General features: G+C 58.1%; 21 protein-coding genes. 5 read left to right on the forward strand and 16 right to left on the reverse strand.

Annotation, left to right across the window (positions count from 1 at the left end; all coding sequences use genetic code 11):
* Positions 1-79: 79 nt before the first annotated feature.
* The 3 genes from G411_RS0113790 to G411_RS0113800 are packed head-to-tail and all read left to right on the forward strand — an operon-like array spanning position 80 to position 2,880.
* A complete protein-coding gene (locus G411_RS0113790; RefSeq protein WP_028968447.1) occupies positions 80-1,213 on the forward strand; it encodes an NAD(P) transhydrogenase subunit alpha in 1,134 nt (377 codons plus the stop codon).
* A 9-nt stretch (positions 1,214-1,222) separates the two neighbouring features.
* A complete protein-coding gene (locus tag G411_RS0113795; protein ID WP_022959801.1) occupies positions 1,223-1,513 on the forward strand; it encodes an NAD(P) transhydrogenase subunit alpha part 2 in 291 nt (96 codons plus the stop codon).
* Complete coding sequence (locus G411_RS0113800) at positions 1,513-2,880, forward strand: NAD(P)(+) transhydrogenase (Re/Si-specific) subunit beta (RefSeq protein ID WP_022959802.1); 1,368 nt, start codon at positions 1,513-1,515, stop codon at positions 2,878-2,880. The genes G411_RS0113795 and G411_RS0113800 overlap by 1 nt, the downstream gene beginning before the upstream one ends.
* A gap of 94 nt (positions 2,881-2,974) precedes the next feature.
* Here G411_RS0113800 and G411_RS0113805 read toward each other — a convergent pair whose 3' ends face one another.
* On the reverse strand, positions 2,975-3,442 hold the full coding sequence (locus tag G411_RS0113805; RefSeq protein WP_022959803.1) for a MarR family winged helix-turn-helix transcriptional regulator: 468 nt from the start codon (positions 3,440-3,442) through the stop codon (positions 2,975-2,977).
* A 17-nt stretch (positions 3,443-3,459) separates the two neighbouring features.
* Positions 3,460-3,942 (reverse strand): glutathione peroxidase, encoded by a 483-nt coding sequence (locus G411_RS0113810; RefSeq protein ID WP_022959804.1) that lies wholly within the window; start codon positions 3,940-3,942, stop codon positions 3,460-3,462.
* Between the two features lie 202 nt (positions 3,943-4,144).
* Between G411_RS0113810 and fliK the strand changes: the two genes are divergently transcribed.
* Both fliK and G411_RS20560 read left to right on the forward strand, forming a co-directional pair.
* A complete protein-coding gene (gene fliK / locus G411_RS0113815; RefSeq protein ID WP_022959805.1) occupies positions 4,145-5,458 on the forward strand; it encodes a flagellar hook-length control protein FliK in 1,314 nt (437 codons plus the stop codon).
* Positions 5,455-5,835, forward strand: a complete 381-nt coding sequence (locus tag G411_RS20560; RefSeq protein WP_022959806.1) for an EscU/YscU/HrcU family type III secretion system export apparatus switch protein — start codon at positions 5,455-5,457, stop codon at positions 5,833-5,835. The genes fliK and G411_RS20560 overlap by 4 nt, the downstream gene beginning before the upstream one ends.
* Here G411_RS20560 and G411_RS0113825 read toward each other — a convergent pair.
* From G411_RS0113825 to G411_RS0113890, 14 genes are all read right to left on the reverse strand, one after another.
* On the reverse strand, positions 5,832-6,254 hold the full coding sequence (locus G411_RS0113825) for a DUF2802 domain-containing protein (RefSeq protein WP_022959807.1): 423 nt from the start codon (positions 6,252-6,254) through the stop codon (positions 5,832-5,834). The genes G411_RS20560 and G411_RS0113825 overlap by 4 nt on opposite strands.
* Positions 6,255-6,283: 29 nt before the next feature.
* Positions 6,284-7,006, reverse strand: coding sequence for an RNA polymerase sigma factor FliA (locus G411_RS0113830; RefSeq protein WP_022959808.1), 723 nt, complete (start codon positions 7,004-7,006; stop codon positions 6,284-6,286).
* Positions 7,003-7,830 (reverse strand): MinD/ParA family protein, encoded by an 828-nt coding sequence (locus G411_RS0113835; protein ID WP_022959809.1) that lies wholly within the window; start codon positions 7,828-7,830, stop codon positions 7,003-7,005. The genes G411_RS0113830 and G411_RS0113835 overlap by 4 nt, the downstream gene beginning before the upstream one ends.
* Before the next feature lie 61 nt (positions 7,831-7,891).
* The gene (gene flhF / locus G411_RS0113840) at positions 7,892-9,133 is read right to left on the reverse strand and encodes a flagellar biosynthesis GTPase FlhF (protein ID WP_022959810.1); all 1,242 of its coding nucleotides are present in this window, start codon (positions 9,131-9,133) and stop codon (positions 7,892-7,894) included.
* A 26-nt stretch (positions 9,134-9,159) separates the two neighbouring features.
* The gene (flhA, locus tag G411_RS0113845; RefSeq protein WP_211218352.1) at positions 9,160-11,265 is read right to left on the reverse strand and encodes a flagellar biosynthesis protein FlhA; all 2,106 of its coding nucleotides are present in this window, start codon (positions 11,263-11,265) and stop codon (positions 9,160-9,162) included.
* Positions 11,266-11,293: 28 nt separating this feature from the next.
* Positions 11,294-12,418, reverse strand: a complete 1,125-nt coding sequence (gene flhB / locus G411_RS0113850) for a flagellar biosynthesis protein FlhB (RefSeq protein WP_022959812.1) — start codon at positions 12,416-12,418, stop codon at positions 11,294-11,296.
* A gap of 1 nt (position 12,419) precedes the next feature.
* Entirely contained in the window at positions 12,420-13,196 is a 777-nt protein-coding gene (fliR, locus tag G411_RS0113855) for a flagellar biosynthetic protein FliR (RefSeq protein WP_022959813.1), read from the reverse strand.
* Between the two features lie 8 nt (positions 13,197-13,204).
* Entirely contained in the window at positions 13,205-13,474 is a 270-nt protein-coding gene (gene fliQ / locus G411_RS0113860; RefSeq protein ID WP_022959814.1) for a flagellar biosynthesis protein FliQ, read from the reverse strand.
* A 7-nt stretch (positions 13,475-13,481) separates the two neighbouring features.
* Positions 13,482-14,228: a flagellar type III secretion system pore protein FliP gene (gene fliP, locus G411_RS0113865; protein ID WP_022959815.1), complete on the reverse strand. Its 747-nt coding sequence runs from the start codon at positions 14,226-14,228 to the stop codon at positions 13,482-13,484.
* Positions 14,225-14,677, reverse strand: coding sequence for a flagellar biosynthetic protein FliO (locus G411_RS0113870; protein WP_022959816.1), 453 nt, complete (start codon positions 14,675-14,677; stop codon positions 14,225-14,227). Before G411_RS0113870 ends, fliP begins: the two co-directional genes overlap by 4 nt.
* Positions 14,677-14,940, reverse strand: a complete 264-nt coding sequence (gene fliN, locus G411_RS20565; protein ID WP_084495552.1) for a flagellar motor switch protein FliN — start codon at positions 14,938-14,940, stop codon at positions 14,677-14,679. Before fliN ends, G411_RS0113870 begins: the two co-directional genes overlap by 1 nt.
* A 5-nt stretch (positions 14,941-14,945) precedes the next feature.
* Entirely contained in the window at positions 14,946-15,899 is a 954-nt protein-coding gene (locus G411_RS0113880) for a flagellar motor switch protein FliM (RefSeq protein ID WP_028968449.1), read from the reverse strand.
* A gap of 9 nt (positions 15,900-15,908) precedes the next feature.
* Positions 15,909-16,370, reverse strand: coding sequence for a flagellar basal body-associated FliL family protein (locus G411_RS0113885; RefSeq protein WP_169530705.1), 462 nt, complete (start codon positions 16,368-16,370; stop codon positions 15,909-15,911).
* Positions 16,371-16,609: 239 nt separating this feature from the next.
* Positions 16,610-17,824, reverse strand: coding sequence for a flagellar hook-length control protein FliK (locus tag G411_RS0113890; protein WP_169530707.1), 1,215 nt, complete (start codon positions 17,822-17,824; stop codon positions 16,610-16,612).
* Between the last annotated feature and the right edge of the window lie 72 nt (positions 17,825-17,896).

The raw sequence follows: 17,896 nt of genomic DNA on the forward strand, positions 1-17,896 counted from the left end.
CATCTTGCATCGCAATGTAATATCCTATGCGGCTTTTCGACCAAGCAACACTAACAATATCAACAATGGATCTTTAAAGATGCTCTTAGGAATTCCAAAAGAACTCGCCTCTGGGGAGAATCGGGTTGCGATCATTCCGAGCGATGCCAAAAAATTGGTACGCGCCGGGGCGGTCGTCCAGATTGAAGCGGGAATGGGCCTGGGCAGCGGTTACAGCGACGCCGAATACGTCGACGCCGGTGCTAGCGTAGTCGAAGATCGGGCGGCGATTTTCGCTGCCGCCGATATCGTACTGCGAATCAGCAAACCCACCCTGGAAGAAATCAAGCAACTCAAGGCCGGTAGCATTCACATCAGCTACCTCGACCCGTTCAATGAACACGACTTGATTAAAGCCTTCCGCGATCAGAACGTGACTGCAATCAGCATGGAAATGATTCCGCGCAGCACCCGTTCTCAGAAAATGGATGCCCTCAGCTCACAGGCCAGCCTTGCGGGCTACGTCATGGTATTGCTCGCGACCACACGTCTGCCGCGCATTCTGCCCATGATGATGACCCCTGCAGGTACGCTGAAACCCGCAACCGTCTTCGTTATCGGCGCAGGTGTTGCCGGTCTGCAGGCTATTGCCACCGCCAAGCGCCTCGGCGCCAAAGTGGTTGCCTTTGATACCCGCCCGGTGGTTGCCGAGCAGGTTCGCTCATTGGGCGGTAAATTCCTGGAAATCGACCTGGGCGAAACCGGCCAAACCAAAGACGGCTACGCGGTCGAGCTGACCGAAGAACAGCGCAAACTGCAGTTGGAAGGTCAGAAAAAGCAAATTGCAGATTCAGACATCGTGATCACTACCGCTCAGGTATTTGGTCGCAAACCTCCGGTACTGGTCACCAGTGACATGATTCAGGGCATGAAGCCCGGCAGTGTCATCGTGGATATGGCCGCTGAAACCGGCGGTAACGTTGAAGGCTCTGTTGCCGGTGAAACTGTCACTATCGACGGCGTTACCGTTATCGGCGACGGCAACTGGGCAAACTTCGTAAGCCGCGACGCCAGTCAAATGTACTCAGCTAACCTGTTCAACCTGGTTGACGAAGGCTGGGATAACGAAAAACAAGCGATGGTCATCGATTTCGAGAACGATATTCTGCAGGGCTGTGTGATTACCCACGGCGGCGAAATCGTTAATGACACCATCAAAAACCTGGTTAAGTAGGAGGTAAAGATGGAAATCGTATTTCTCGCGTTCATCTTGATGCTGTCGATTTTCCTCGGCTTCGAGCTCATCAATAAAGTCCCCGCCACGCTGCACACGCCGCTGATGTCGGGTTCAAATGCTATTTCTGGTATCACCCTGGTAGGTGCGTTGACGTCAGCGGGCGCCGAACACACTCAACTGGCCACCATTCTTGGTACGGCGGCTGTCGCCATGGCCACCATCAACGTGATCGGCGGCTACATGGTTACCGACCGCATGCTGGCCATGTTCAAGAAAAAACAGGGAGACACTAAGTAATGGGTATCGAATTGCTGGTCAACCTGTCCTATGTGGCAGCGGCCGTTCTGTTTATCTTTGGTCTGAAAATGCTGGGGTCACCCGCAACAGCCCGTAAAGGTAACCTCGTTTCAGCCGTCGGTATGTTCATCGCAGTAGTGATTACCCTGCTGGATCAGAGCATTATTGATTACAAATGGATTGCCGTCGGTATTGTTGCCGGTGGCGTTGTCGGCGCGATTGTAGCCCGCTCGGTTGCGATGACATCCATGCCGGAAATGGTGGCCCTGTTCAACGGCTTTGGTGGTATCGCCAGTCTGTTCGTTGGCTGGGCGGCGCTGTACGGCTTTGAGGCCAATGCCTTTGAACTGATCACCATCGTACTGTCGATTCTGATCGGTGGCGTGACCTTCACCGGCTCGCTGATTGCCTACGGTAAACTCAGCGAAAAAATGCCTGGTCGCCCGCTGGTCTTCAGCGGTCAGCGCGTTTTCAACATCCTGCTGATTCTGGCCATTATTGCCAGTGCCGTGATGTTCGTATTGAACCCAGGCGTTGCCCTGTACCTGTACCTGGTTATCGGCCTGAGCTGTCTGCTTGGCATTATGCTGGTCATCCCCATCGGTGGCGCAGATATGCCAGTGGTCATCTCGCTGCTGAACAGCTACTCCGGTCTGGCCGCCTGTGCCGCCGGTTTCGCGATCAACAACATCATTCTGATCGTGGCGGGTTCGCTGGTTGGTGCCAGCGGTATCATCCTGACCCAGATCATGTGTAAGGCGATGAACCGCTCACTGAGCAACGTCCTCTTCAGCGGCTTCTCTGCCGTTGCTGGCGGCGGCGCCGGTACCAAGATCGAAGGCGAAGCCAAAGCCATGTCGGCTGACGACGCATACTATGTTCTGGAAGCGGCCACCAGTGTGGTTATCGTTCCCGGCTACGGTATGGCCGTTGCCCAGGCACAGCACGTAGTGAAAGAGCTTCAGGAAATTCTGGAAAAGAACGGTGCCGAGGTCGTCTATGCGATTCACCCGGTTGCCGGTCGTATGCCTGGCCACATGAACGTACTGCTGGCCGAAGCCGATGTTTCCTACGACCTGCTGCTGGAAATGGACGCCGTTAACCCCCGCATGGATACCTTCGACGTGGCAATCGTTATCGGTGCCAACGACGTAGTTAACCCAGCGGCCCGCGAGATGGAAGGCAGCCCGATCTACGGTATGCCCGTCATCAACGTGGACATGGCACGCAACGTGTTCGTCATGAAGCGCTCTATGGCGTCGGGCTTTGCGGGTATCGACAACCCGCTGTTCTTCAAAGAGAACACTCGCATGCTGTTTGGCGATGCCAAGGAAATGCTGAGCAATATTATCAAAGCGTTCAGCTAATCCGGCTGGCCCTTCGGGCAAGCCAACGAAAAAGGGCGACTGCATGCAGTCGCCCTTTTTTATTACCTGACATGAACTGCCGCGACTTAACTGGTCAGCCAGCGCCCTGCTCTCGCTCCAGCGCCTGCTGCAAGACCGGCAGAACAGCGTTCAGTGAATCACGCAACGACAGCAGCGTCTCCACCGGCAACGCCGTCTCTTCCAGCAACGCGGTGGGAATACAGGCACACTGATCTCGCAGCGCCAGACCACTCTCCGTCAGAGCCAGCATCACCTGTCGCTCATCGCCCTCACAGCGCTGACGACGAATCAATCCCAACTGCTCCAGACGCTTGAGAAGGGGCGTCAGGGTGTTGGTATTGAGAATCGCCCGACGACTGACCGCCTTCACCGGACAGGGCGCCTCTTCCCACAGAATCATCAGCACAATGTACTGCGGGTAAGTCAGGCCCAGCGGGTCGAGATGAGGTTTATACAAGCGTGTGAGCAATCGCGACGCGGCATACAGCGGAAAACATAGCTGATTATCGAGCTTCAGCACTTCCGAGGCAGGCAGTGCCATATCGCCCTCCCCATCCCTCATGCGCTGAGCGCCGCCTCGATATCCGCCGCCAACTGTTCGGGCTTGGTCGTCGGCGCATAACGCTTGATCGGTTGCCCATCCTTACCCACCAAAAACTTGGTGAAGTTCCACTTCACGGCATTGGTCAAGGTACCCGGTGCGGCCTTTTTCAAATAGGCAAACAGCGGGTGCGTCCCTTTACCGTTAACCTCAATTTTCTCAGTAATGGGAAAGCTGACACCATAATTAATCAGGCACTCGCCTTGAATCGTTCCGGCATCGCCCGGTTCCTGATTGGCAAACTGATTACAGGGTGCGCCGATAATCACCAGACCGCGATCGCGGTATTGCTCGTAGAGCGCCTGCAAGCCCTCATACTGCGGAGTCAGGCCGCACTTGCTGGCAGTATTCACCACCAGCACAACCTTGCCAGCGTAATCCGCCAGACTCATGGGTTTGCCCTGCAGGCTATTAATTTCAAAGTCGTACAACTGGCTCATCTGACGCTCTCCTCACTCAAATAATGATTGGGCGGCCAGGCCAACTGCGGATAACTGACCCTGCCTTCACTGACTGTACGCTCAAAATAACAAACACGATTATATCGTGCACGATATTTTTTAACGACTTCTCAAGTTTTCCGGCTACGCTGCCGATATAACAGGCAACTGATCATTCATCACAGGCAGGGCTTTCGCGGGCATGGTTATTATCAACCCCACCATCAGCACCCAGCCCGCGGCGTTGACACGTCCAGCGGGGCCTGCGCCTGTGCTGCCGGCCGACCGGGTCCTTAATGCGGTGGTGTTAGGGGAGCGTGCTCAGCACCTCTATGAGCTGTCTTCCGGCTCATTGCGCATGATGGCGGAGAGTCAGACGCCACTGAGAGAAGGCGAGCAGTTGCAGCTGCGTGTTCTCGGCAAAGATGCACAACAGCGTCCACAACTGGAAATCCTCCAGCGCGGAACGCAGGATATTTCCCCTCAGCTGCGCAACCGCTTACCCGAGCAGCTCAGCCTCAATCAATTGTCGGCCAGCCTTAACCAGATTCGCCAGGGCGAGAATCCCACACTGCGGCAATTGATAGCGCCTCTGCTCAGCAGCCTGCCCCGCCGTCAGCAGCTCAGCGACAGCGCAGGTCTGCAAAAAGCCCTGCACAACAGCGGTCAATCGCTGGAGGCTAAACTGGCCAGCGGCGAGGCTCCCAAAGGTGATATTAAAGCGGCCTTGCTGAAGCTGCTGGCTACCGTGCAGGCGCAGTCTCCACCGCCACCCAAGGCGGGACTGGCGCGCAGCTATGGTCCATCAAATACCCCGTCACCCTCCGTACACACGGCAGGCTCTGCGCCTGCAGACATCGCAACACCCGGCACGGCGTCGACGGCCAAGTCCGCATCTGCACCACAGCCGCAAGCGGCGAGTACGGCTCCGGCCTACCAAGCACCACCCAAACCCTTGGGGTTGCCGGGCGAACTGCAGCCGCAAGGACGACTGCCGCCAAGCCCCCCAGAAATCGAGAGTACATTGCTCAGCCGTCTCGCCCACGATGTTAAGGGCGCCCTCGCCCGACAGGATGCCAACCAGCTACTGGGCTTGCACAGCCGCGAACATGGGGGCAGCTACATGATCGAGTTGCCCGTTCGCGACCGCGATGGCATTGATGTCTGGCAGTTCCAGTTTCAACCACCCCGCACCGAGCGCGATCATAGTCACAACGAACGCGGCTCCCAGCATGACACTACCCAGACCGGGTGGACGCTCTCTCTGAGTTTCGATCTGCCGGGATTGGGCGCGATTACGGCAAGAGTGACGCAACAGGAAAAACAGCTGGGTATCCGCTTCGATGCGGTGCAATCCGACGCTCTTGAACTGCTCCGGCAGCACACTCCAGAGCTACATCAACGCCTAGCGGAGAAGGGCATCGACGTTGCCGGTATCGACTGCCGACGTCGCAGTGCCCAAGCCTTAACGGAAAGCAGTTACTCGCTGTCGGCGCTGTTGAGGGATCAGGCATGAGCACGCAACACGGCAGCGTAGCGGTCTCTCTCCACTACGACGGCGAAAACGCCCCTACCGTCAGCGCCAAAGGGGAAGGCGATATTGCCCGGCGCATATTGGAAATTGCCAGCGCACACGATATTCCCATTTACCAGAATGCCGAGCTGCTGCAGTTTCTGAGCCGGGTTGATCTGGACGCCGAAATTCCGCCGGAGCTGTATGTGGCCGTGGCAGAGATTATTGCCTTTGCCTACCGTTTGAAAGACCGCGTACCGGCAAGCTACTACTATCAGAACAGCGGAGAAACCGTGTACAGCCAAGATACCGCACAGTCTGCCGCCGACGAAGATCTGCTCCGTAAGGGCGAAGACAACGAAGGCATGAATGGGGATTAATGCGTGCTGCGCACCGCTGCCAGCAGTTCGGCCTCGGAGCGACTGATACCACAGCGCTGTACCAATTCCTCGGTACCCAAGCCCTGATCCGCCAGACGAATGGCCTGTTGGTAGAAGCGCAGATCGCGTTTTTCACTGTCCAGAGCCTGTTGGCGGCTACCGACCATTTCCAGATACTCTTCCAGCGCCAGCACCCGCTCGCCCATCACCGTTAAGGCACTGCTTTGAGCTTCCAGTTTAGCTTGCTGGGCCGCCAGCTTTTGCTCCATCGCCAGCACCATCATTTCCGCTCGGGAACGACGGCTCTGCCACAGGTACAACAGCATCGCCAGCCCGGCAACACTGAGTAAGATACCCAGAATCGTCAGATCATCTAACTGACTGAACCATGCGAGAACTACACCTTGCTGCTCTGCCATTGTCCTGTTCCTGCATTCCCCGGCGCCGATCAGGCAGCCAGCCAATCCCCTAAACGCCCTTTCAGCCGCAATACTGCCTGACTGTGAATCTGGCAAACCCGCGACTCGCTCACTTCCAACACCTCGCCGATTTCCTTGAGGTTCAAGCCCTGATCGTAGTACAGCGCCATCACCAGCTTCTCACGTTCAGGCAGTGCCTCGATCTGTGTAGCCAGCGCACGCTGAAGGCCTTCGTCCTCCAACTCCCGCAGCGGCGTATCGGCGCTGTCATCTTCGTCGCTGAACTCCATACCGCTGTCGCTGGCCTGCTCCAGGCTGACCAGACGCACCGCCGCGGTGTCGCTCAGCAAATCGTAGTAGTCATTGATATCAATGCCCATTTCCTCGGCAATTTCCGCGGCCTGCGCCTCGCGCCCCAAACGGGACTCGACGCGATTGACTGCCGCCGCCAACTCCCGAAGCTGGCGACTTACCGAACGGGGAGCCCAGGCGCCCTGACGCATCTGGTCAATCATCGCGCCACGGATACGAATGCTCGCATACGTTTCAAACCCCGCACCCTGCCCCGCACGGAAATTACTGGCCGCTTCCAACAGGCCAATCATCCCGGCCTGAATCAGATCATCCACCTCCACACTGGCAGGCAGGCGGCTGAGTAAATGGTAGGCAATGCGTTTAACCAGCGGCGCGTGGCGCGTCACCAGCTCGTCGCGGTTGCCTACCTGCACATCGAGGTAAGCAGCGTGACTCACACGGCAACTCCTTTCAGACTTTCCTGTTGCAGAAGACGATCAACAAAGAATTCAAGGTGACCGCTCGGCCCCTGAGGCATTGGCCATTTATCCACCGTCTCCGCCAATTTTCGGAACGCCAGCGACGCATCCGCCCCCGGATACAGTTCGCTCACTGCCTGCTGACGGGCATCGGCTTTAACCAGAAAGCGATCGCGGGGAATAAAGCCTGCATACTCCAGCGTAACATCGAGGAAACGCTGGGCGACTTCGTTCAAGCGCTCGAAACCATCGCGGGCCTGATCCTGACTGTCGACCATATTGCGCAGAACTTTGAAACGCTTAATACCGGCATCACGGCTCATCACTTTGATCAGCGCATAGGCGTCTGCCATCGAGGTCAGCTCATCGGTGACAACGACCATGACGTAGTGACTGGCTTTACTGAAGGTAATCACACTGTCGGAAATACCGGCCGCGGTATCCACCACCATCACATCGTAATCATCATTGAGCGCGCTCAGCGCGCGGACAATGGCACCGTGCTGATCACTGCCCAGCTCCGCCATTTTCTTGATCCCCGACGCGGCGGGAATAATATCGATGCCACTGGGACCGGGCATCAGGATATCCTGGATATCGCAAGCGCCCTCCAGCACATGAGACAAGTTCCACTTGGGCCGCAAGCCCAACATGATATCGACATTGGCCAGACCCAGGTCGGCATCCATCAGCAATACCCGCTTCTGGCGGCGAGCAAGCTGGCAGGCCAGATTCACCGAAACATTGGTTTTGCCAACGCCACCTTTACCACTGCTCACTGCGATCACTTTTACCGGGTTCATAGTCTTTCCTTATTTTTCATTGCCATCGCTGATCGACAGCTCCTGTTGACGCCCGCAGGCGTCAGGCCTGTACTCCCAACCGCTGCGCAGGCGCAGGGGTCGCTACCCGGGGAGCCGGGGTAAATCCGCGCGCCATACGCATGGCAATACTGACCAGCTTCGTGGCATCAGCAGGGCTCAGGTTTTGCGGCACCTTCGGGCCATTAGCACACCACACTGCGGGCAGGCGATGCTCAATCAGGTTCGACAGCAAACCACCCAGACGCATGGCTTCATCGATACGGCTGATCACAGCGCCCTGCAAATCAAAGCGGCTGTAGGCGTCAATAATTTCACTTTGCACATAGGCTTCGACATCGGCCGGTAAGGTCAGATAGCACTGCAATCCCGGCATCACGCTCAACAGTTTTTCCATTTCGTTCAGGCCTTCGCGATCCCGAAACGACAGCCCCGACGTGTCCACCAGTACCAGCGCCTTTTTCTCCAGCAGGCGAAAGGTCCGCGCCGCTTCACTGATCGTGCCGGCGCCGTGAACCGGAATCTGCAGAATGCGGCCGTAAGCGCGCAGTTGATCCTGAGCGCCCACCCGCGCGCTGTCCGTGGTCAGCAGTGCGATATTGTCGCGGCCGTGACGCATCACATGCTGGGCAGCCAGTTTGGCAATGGTGGTCGTCTTCCCCGCCCCCTGGGGGCCAAGCAGACAAATCGCGCCACGGCTCGGCGGCGGCGCCACCGGCAAGCGTCGGCTCAGGAGAATTTTCAGGGCTTCCCGCTGCACCGCCTCGCTTTGCTCCGGCGGCAATTCCCGCTGAAGTTGCTCGGCAATCCGCGGCTCAATATCCATGGCTTCCAGCAGACCATTACTGCCCTGATGGCGTGGTTGCTCGGTGCTGAGCTGCTGCCAGTTGTGATCCTTGAGCTGTGACATCAGCATGGACTTCATTGCCGCCAGCTCCTGCTTCATCTCATGCAATTCGTCATTTTCAGACCACGCGAGCTGAGGACCTTTGCCAAAATTTTGGCGTGGCATCTCCGCCACCGGTGAAAGTTCAGTCTCGGAACGTTTTTCACGACGGGCCAACAAGGCCTCCAGCGCGGTATTTTCGCGGCTCTGAGCGGCATCTTGACGGACGGGAGCTACCACGGCCTCGCCCTCTGCCTCTGGTTCGTCCCAGCTCACCACCAGCTCCACACCACCGGGCACAGACTGGCAATCGAGAATCACCGCATCTGGACCGTGGGCAGCGCGGATCATCCGCATCGCCTGTTCACTGTCTGCTGCCCGATATTTCTTTACGTTCATCTACTCCCGCTCCTGACGGGGCCCACTCAGGTCAACCGCCCCTGCTGGCCGATGGTCGACAGCAAACGAACCTCTTTACTGTCTGGCACTTCGTTGTAGGACAAGACATGCAGATTGGGCACACTGCGCCGCGTGAAGCGCGACAACCAGGCCCGAATCGACGGTGAAACCAATACCACCGCCGGCTGCCCTGCCAATTCCTGGCGGTTGCTGAACTCTGCCAGCTCCCGCTGAATCCGTTCGGCGATTCCCGGCTCCAATCCAATGGCGCCGTTGCCGCCTCGAACCATATCCTGCAACATCTGTTCCAGATCAGCATCGAGTGCCACGACCGGCAATTCTTCCTCTAAGCCATTGATTTCCTGAACAATCATTCGACCCAGCGAAACGCGAACCCCCTCCAAAAGATCGTCAGGATTTTTGCATCGCGGCGCCTGTTCCGCCAAAGATTCGGCGATCAGACGAATGCTGCGAATGGAGATATTTTCCTTCAGCAGGTTCTGCAGAACCTTCACCACCACGCTCAACGGCAGTTGTGCGGGCACCAGTGACTCCACCAATTTCGGGTCGGAGCTGGCCAGGCGATCCAGCAACTGCTGAACTTCCTCGTGGCCGAGCAGTTCGTGGGCGTGCTGTTTGATGACCTGACTGAGATGCGTGGCAATAACGGTACAGGGATCGACCACGGTGTAGCCGAGGGTCTGCGCCTGATCACGCTGACTGGGATCGATCCAGATTGCATCCATGCCAAACGCCGGATCTTTCGTGGGCACACCCTGCAAGCCACCCTGCGCGCCGCCGGGATTAATCGCCAACTCCTTGCCGGCCTGCACTTCACCTTGGGCAACGCTGTCACCCAGCAACTGAATACGGTAGCTGCCGGGCGACAATTCAAGGTTGTCGCGGATATGAACGGACTGAACCAGAAAGCCCAGATCTTTTGACAGCTTCTTGCGCACCGCCGTGATTCGGCCGATCAACTCGCCTCCCTGATTGCGGTCGACCAGGGGAATCAGGCGGTAGCCCACTTCCAGGCTCACCACGTCCAACTGCGTGACCTCATCCCACTTCAGCTCGTTGCTCTCTGGGGCCGCAGGGACATCCGCCTCGGCAGTCTCATCGTCATCAACCAGTTGCGGTTGTTTGGCATGTCGAGAGATCAACCAGCCACCCACGCCGCAGGCAGCCGCCAGCATCAAAAACACCAGGTTGGGCATGCCGGGGATAATACCGATCAATCCCAGCACGGCCGCCGACAGATACAAGACCTCCGGCTTGGCGGCCATCTGGCCGACCATCTGCTCGCCCATATTCTGCGGGCGCGAAATCCGCGTCACGATAATCGCCACCGCGGTCGACAGCAGCAGCGATGGAAGTTGCGCCACCAGACCGTCACCGATAGTCAGCAGAGTGTAGTTGTGCATGGCCTGAGAGAAACTGAGGTTGTGCTGTCCCACACCCACACCCAGACCACCGATAACGTTAATAAACAGGATCAGGATCCCGGCAACAGCATCGCCGCGCACAAACTTGCTGGCACCGTCCATCGAACCGTAGAAGTCCGCCTCGGTGCGCACTTCCTCGCGGCGCCGGCTGGCCTCTTCCTGCGACAGAATCCCGGCGTTCAAATCCGAGTCAATGGCCATCTGCTTGCCGGGCATGGCATCCAGAGTAAAACGCGCCGTCACTTCCGATACCCGGCCTGCGCCCTTGGTAACCACCACAAAGTTGATGACCACCAGAATGACGAACACCACCATGCCCACCACGTAGTTGCCGCCAATAACAAACTCGCCAAAGGATTCAATCACCTTGCCCGCGGCACCCGGGCCGGTATGCCCTTCCAGCAATACCACGCGAGTCGAGGCTACGTTCAGCGCCAGCCGCAGCAGCGTTGCCAACAGCAGAACCGTGGGAAACACCGAAAAGTCGATGGGCCGCTCAACGTAGATCACCGCCAGAATAATGATCAGCGATAAGGCGATGTTGAAGGTAAACAGCAAATCAAGCAGAAACGGCGGCATGGGGATGACCAGCATCGCGAGACAGGCCATCATCAGCGCCAGTACGCCGATGCCACTGCCCATCACATCCCGCATCCAGTTCGGCATTGTCATTGTCTGTGTTGCCATACGCGTATCTCTGCGTTAATCGACGCTGCTACAGCAGGTCTTTCAGGTAAATATCGTCAACGTCGGGTTCCGGCGCTTCCGGATAATCGCCACCCACCGCCTGCCAGCTGCGCAGCTGGTAGACGTAAGTCAAAATCTGCGCCACCGCCAGATACAGACCGGCGGGAATTTCATCGTCCAGCTCAACACTGGCAAAAATCGCCCGCGCCAGACGCGGCGATTCGACAATGGTCACGGCGTTGTCGCTTGCCAGCTCGCGAATCCGCGCCGCAATCTGATCAGCGCCCTTGGCGACCAGCACAGGTGCCTTGGAGCGGGCTTCGTCGTAGCGTAGCGCGACCGCGAAGTGTGTGGGGTTGGTAATGACCACATCCGCCGTAGGCACTTTCTCCATCATGCGCCGACGCGCAGCGGCCTGCTGCATCTCCCGCAGCTTGGCTTTGACTTCCGGGCGACCGTCCGACTCCTTGTGTTCGTCACGCACTTCCTGACGCGTCATGCGCAGCTCTTTTTTGTAGTTCCACATCTGCCAGGGCACGTCGAGGGCAGCAATGACCACCAGCGGCAAACTCACGATCAGGAAAAACCACACCAACAGCGCACTGCTGTTGACGATGGCCTCTTTGGGATCTTCCAGTCCCAGGCCAAGAATGTCGTTCGCCATGCCTTCGAGCAGAAAAAAGGCAGCCAGCCCGATAAAGCTCATCTTGGCGATAGACTTGAACAGTTCGCCGAGGCTGCGTACCGAAAACAGCTTGGCGACGCCTTTGATCGGGTCCAGGCGCTCAAACTTGAAACTGAGATTAAAGGTCCAGCCACCGAGCACCACATTCGCAATAATTGCTGCCGCAAGCGTTGCCAGCATTAGCGGCCAGATGCTCATCAATCCGTTCACCAACAGCGCGAAAAACTGGCCGGGTAAGCGCTCGGCATCGCTCAACAGAAAATCGGGAGACAGACTGCCGCGCATGACGCCCTGCATCTGTTCAGCCACGTAGCTGCCGCTGACAATCAGCATCAGCGCACCGGCCATGGTCACCATCATCGTGGCCAGTTCTTTGGAGCGCGGCACCTGCCCTTTTTTACGGGCGTCGGCCAGCTTCTTGGCGGAGGCCTCTTCGGTGCGTTCTTGACCGTCCTGATTCTCTGCCATCTCAGCCTCCGAGGAAGACCGCCGTCTGCTCGAAAGCGCGGTTCAGCAGGCGGCTGAGTACCGGCAGCAGATTCGGAATCAGTTGATCAACAATCAGATAGCCCATCAGCATCGCTAGCGGGAAACCCACGGCAAACAGGTTGAGCGTTGGCGCGGCGCGGCTGATGACCCCGACCGCCACCTGTACCACCAGCAAAGCGATGATGGCGGGAATCGACACCCGAATCGCACCGGCAAACAGCTCTGCGCCCCAGGCCACGACACTGTCGATAGCCGCGGGCTCAACGCTGCGGCTGGCACTTGGCCAGAGTTCAAAGCTGCGGGCCATCAGCTTGATGAATTCCAGATGCCCCCCCATTGCGACAAACAGCAACATGCAGATAATCAGCAAGTACTGCGATAACACCGGCACCTGAACACCGCGCTGGGGATCCACCATCATGGCAAAGCCGAGTCCCATGCCGTTGGCGATCAGCTGGCCGGCCAGCACAATGGCGTCGAACACGAGCTGCACGATAAAGCCAATACACAGGCCAATCAGCAGCTCATTGGCGAGCAGCAGCATGCCCTCCAGACTGATAATGTTGACCGCCGGCGGCGTGGGCAGCAGCGGCAGCAAAATGACGCAGAGCACCACACTGAACAGAATTTTGGCACGAGCGGGAATGTAGGAGGCGCTGAACAGCGGCGCGGTCAACATGGCGCCACTGATCCGGGCAAAGGGCAGCCACACGGCCGCCAGCCAGGACAATATTTGCGCCTCATTCACCGCAATCATGCTGCGCCTCAGCCCACCAGCAAGGGAATCATTTCAAACAGGCTGCGGGTGTAGTCCAGCAGATGCCGCAGCATCCACGGCCCGGTCAGCCCCAGCACCGCCACCAGTACCACCAGCTTGGGAATAAAGCTGAGGGTCATATCCTGAATCTGCGTGGCCGCCTGAAACATACCGATCAGCAGGCCCGCCGCCAGCGCTGACAGCAGCAGTGGCGCCGCCAACAGCACGGTGATATTCATGCCCTGTCTGCCGAGTTCGATGACGGTATCCGGTGTCATAGGCGCCTCATCGGTAGAAGCTGGCGGCCAGCGAGCCCATCATCAGGCCCCAACCATCCACCAGCACAAACAACATGATTTTGAAGGGCAGCGAGATCATCATCGGCGACAACATCATCATCCCCATCGACATCAGCACGCTCGCCACCACCAGATCGATCACCACAAAGGGAATGAACACCAGAAAGCCGATCTGGAAAGCGGTCTTTAATTCGCTGGTGAGAAACGAAGCCATCAGTACCGAGAACGGTACGTCTTCCGGCTTTTGGTAAGCCGCGTGACCAGCGATCTCCGCAAAACGGGCGATGTCATCTTCGCGGGTCTGGCTCAGCATAAAGGCACGGAACGGTTCAAAGCCGGTGGTCATCGCCTCCTGGAAGGTCATTTCCTCGGCGATATACGGCGCGACCGCCTGGGTGTAAGCCTGCTCGCCAATCGGGTACATCACGAACAGGGTGAGGAACAATGACAGGCTCAGCAGCACCTGATTAGAGGGCGTCTGCCCGGTGCCCAGCGCCTGACGCAGAATCGACAGCACAATCATGATTCGGGTAAATGCCGTCATCCCCAGCAACAAGGCAGGCAGCAGGGTCAACGCCGTCATAATCGCCAGCAACTGCAGCGACACGCTGTACTCCTGACCACCGGCAGCATTGGCCGTAGAACTCACTGCGGGTAACGACAGCGGGTCGGCGGCCAGCGCACCCAGGGGCATCAGACACAGCAGCGGCAGCAAGCCGCGCAGTATGCTCATGGCTGTGCCTCCTCACCTTTGCCGGCCAGACGCTTCTTCAGCAGCGCGGCAAAATCACCCGTAGCGGCGATCGTCTGTTCAGGTAAAGCTTCCGCATCCCAGCGATGCAGGGTTTGCATTGAAGCCGGCGTGCACCCCACCAACAGGCGCTCCTCGCCCACCTGCAGCACCAGCAGTTTTTCCTTCATACCCAGGGGGATCTGCGATACCACCGCCACACCCGCCTGCTGGGGGCGCTGAAGGCCGCGCAGGCGGCGCAAAAACCACAGGCCGGCAAACAGCAGTGCGGCCATCAGCAACAGGCTGCCGAGCATGCCGATCACATCATCGCCAGCGCCCACCGGCAGCGCCGCCACGGCTTGCTCTGCCGATACCGCGTTAGCGGCTGGCTCCTGCGCTATTGCCAGCAAGGGCGATAGCGCCAGTGCGCACAGCGAATGACGCCACATCAGGCATCAACCTCTTCGTCCTGCCCCACCACCTCAGTGAGCATGATGCCGAATTTCTCCTTCACCACGACCACCTCACCGCGGGCGACGAGTGTGCCGTTAACCAGTACGTCCAGCGGCGTACCCGCTGCACGATCCAGCTCAATGATGGCGCCCTGATTCAGCGCCTTGATGTCGCGAATACTCATGCGGGTGCGACCGACTTCCACGGATACATCCACATTCACGTCGAGAATTTTGTCCAGATTCAAATCATTCGCCATGGGGTTTACGACTCCTGTTTCGGTCGGCTGCGACCTGCCGAACCGGTAAGCTGAACGGCCAACTGGCCCTGATGACTGCCAAAACGTCCTTTCAACAGGGGCTGCTCGCCAACACACAGCAGCACCTCATCGGCACTGGGCAGGGGAATAACATCACCGCGACGCAGATTCGCCACGCGGCTGAGGCTGAGGCGGGTTTTCGCCAATTGCGCCACCAGGTCGAGAGGCACTTCGTCTATGCGTTCAACCAGGCGACTGCGCCATTCTTCGCTTGCGGGTTTTTTGTTACTGGGCTTGGTGGTATCGGGCAGGCTGTCGCGTACCGCGTCAATCGCGCTCCAGGGCACAACCGACCACAGGCCGCCTTTGAAATCGCCGATATCCACCAGAAAGCGGGTGGCCACCAGCGAGTCCGCGTCGGTAAAGCCTTCCAGCAGACGGGGATCAGTAGACTGACTCTCAATGGCCGGGGCGGTTTTCATGACCGATTTCCAGGCCAGGGCAATGTCCGGCAGCAATGCAGACACCAGAATGTCCATAAAGCTGAGCTCCGACGCCGAAAACTGCTCGCGCGCGGCATCGGCGGCGCCGCCATAGCCGCCGAAGTAACGGTCGACGAGGTTGAACACCAGCTCCGATTCAAAGGCAATCATCAGATTGCTGCTGAGCGGCATTCCCGAAATCAATGAAATACTGCAGGGCGCGGGCAGCGTGCCTTGCAGCTCGTCGAATTTCATGACCGTAATGCGGTCAGTGGTCAGCCCTTCCACGCTGCTGACAAATTCCCGCAGCCGGGTCGAGGCCGCACTGGCAAACTGCGACTGAATCAACGACAGGGTAGGAATCAAGCGCTGTACGGCGTAGTCCTGACGGGCGAGGTTATACTTGCCAGAGCTTTGCGGGCTCTGCTCCTCAGCCATCAGCGCTTCGAGTTCTTCCGGATCAAGTAGGCCAGCCATACTGTCGCCTCACTGCATCACAAACTTGGTGAAATACACTTCCTCGACACCACCTTTCTTACCGGTCTCTTTTTCGAGCACGGCGTTAATGGTGTCGACAACGCGCTGCTGAATAAGCTGGCGCCCTTCGATACTGTTGATCTGGTCTTTGGTCAGGCTGCTGAACATCATGATCAACTCGTGCCGGATCATGACCTGGTAGTCATCCACTTGCGAAATGACACCGTCCTCCCGGCTCATCACCTCGATATCCACCTGCAGAAACCGGGTGCCACGCTCATTCAAGAGGTTCACCACGAACGATGGATCAAGACTCATGATCTGTGGCTTGGGCAACACTTCCGCCGCCGCTTTGCTTTCAGCTGCGTCAGCAGCCGGTTCGCTGCCCTTCAGGAAAAACCAGGTACCTCCTGCGGTCGCCAGCAACAGCACTACAACCAAGCCAATGAGGACAAATTTGTTTTTAAACATATGCATAAGGCCTTTTACGTTCGGCACCCGAGCGCCAAATTTCTTGCAGAAACCTGCTTTTCAAGCACTATTTTGCAAGGCCTGTGCCATATGATTTATTTTATATTTTTCAGATAGTTACGAAATATTTTCCGCTTCTCGCCAATAATTTGGCAGGGGGAATTCGCGCAATACAAGGTGGGATAACAGATACGAAAAAGGCGCCGGAAGGCGCCTCAAGAAGGTCGGAAATTCTCTGCTCATGCGTAGGCGTCGAGGGTCCCGTCGGTATTATTGCGCGGGGTCGGCGCGGCGCTTCCGCCCTCGCCGTCATGCGGGGTATCCGCGGCCGTGTGAAGTTGTGCAAAACCGCTGCCGGAACGGCCCGACGACTGCTGGCTCTGTTGCTGCGCCTGCTGTTGTGAGGCCTCTCCCCAACTCGGTTGATGACTCACTTTCACTTCTTCCAGACGCATGCCTTGCTGCTCCATGGCGTGATTCAAGCGCGGCAGCATTTTCTCTATCAAGTCACGGGTGTCCTGATGTTGGGTCTGGAACTGCACCGCCGCCTTATCGCCCTGCATGTTCAACTGCACTTGAATACCGCCCAGCTCTTCGGGATTCAGTTTCAGTGTGGCGTTCTGAACGCCGTTACCGGCCATCCAGTGAATCCGCGCGCCCACGGCCTCACTCCAGGCCGAGTCATCAACCGCGTGCTGACTGATGCTTAACTGCAGGGTGGGACTCCGACCGTCCGCGGCGCCACTGCGGGCGGCAGTCAGTCGACCGATATCCGCAATGTCATTAGCCGTGCGCTCCACGCCCTCGGCGGTCGCCTCACCCTTCGTCGCAGCGATCGTCGCCGCGAACTCACCGCGCGCGGCTTCCACAGCCAATGGCTGGCTGCGAGAAGCGGTCTGCAGTCCTGTTGCCCGATCCTCAGCCGACTCGGCGGCATTCGCCAGTTCGGCGTCACCCGCTTGCGTGGCGTTCAGTGCCACCGCAGCAACGGTGGGTTTTGTGGCGACAGCATCGTCATTGCCGACGACAGCCGTGTCGGCGGCTTCCCCGCCAGACAGTTGTCGCCAGCCAAACAGCGCAGCGGCCAAGCCACCGATTGCCGCCTGTGCCTCATCCATCTCCTGCACGTCGGCATCGGAAGAGGCCGGCAGCAACTTGCCGTCCGGCGGCAAGATCGTGCCTGCGATGTCTGCCGCTTCCAGCTCTTCTGCCAGGGCCTCAAGATCGAGTTCGCCGTCGCTACCCTGCTGCATCAGTTCTCCCAGCACCGCCGGGAGTTCACCGCCGTCGCCGGCAGCCAACAGCTGTTGCAACAGCGCCTGCTGGTTGGCCAGCAAATCCCCAAACGGCAGTAAACCCGCGGGATTGCCGCCATTCAAGGGCGTCACACTGCCACGCGCTGCGGCAGGACTTTGGAGCTGGGCACTGCTTACGTTACTGATCGGGCTGCTCATAATACGATCCTGTAAGACGGGGTTCACCAGCGCCACACGGCTGTCGTGCGGCCTCATGCTGGCGGCAAATAT

Source organism: Spongiibacter tropicus DSM 19543, assembly GCF_000420325.1.
Classification (GTDB): Bacteria; Pseudomonadota; Gammaproteobacteria; order Pseudomonadales; family Spongiibacteraceae; genus Spongiibacter; species Spongiibacter tropicus.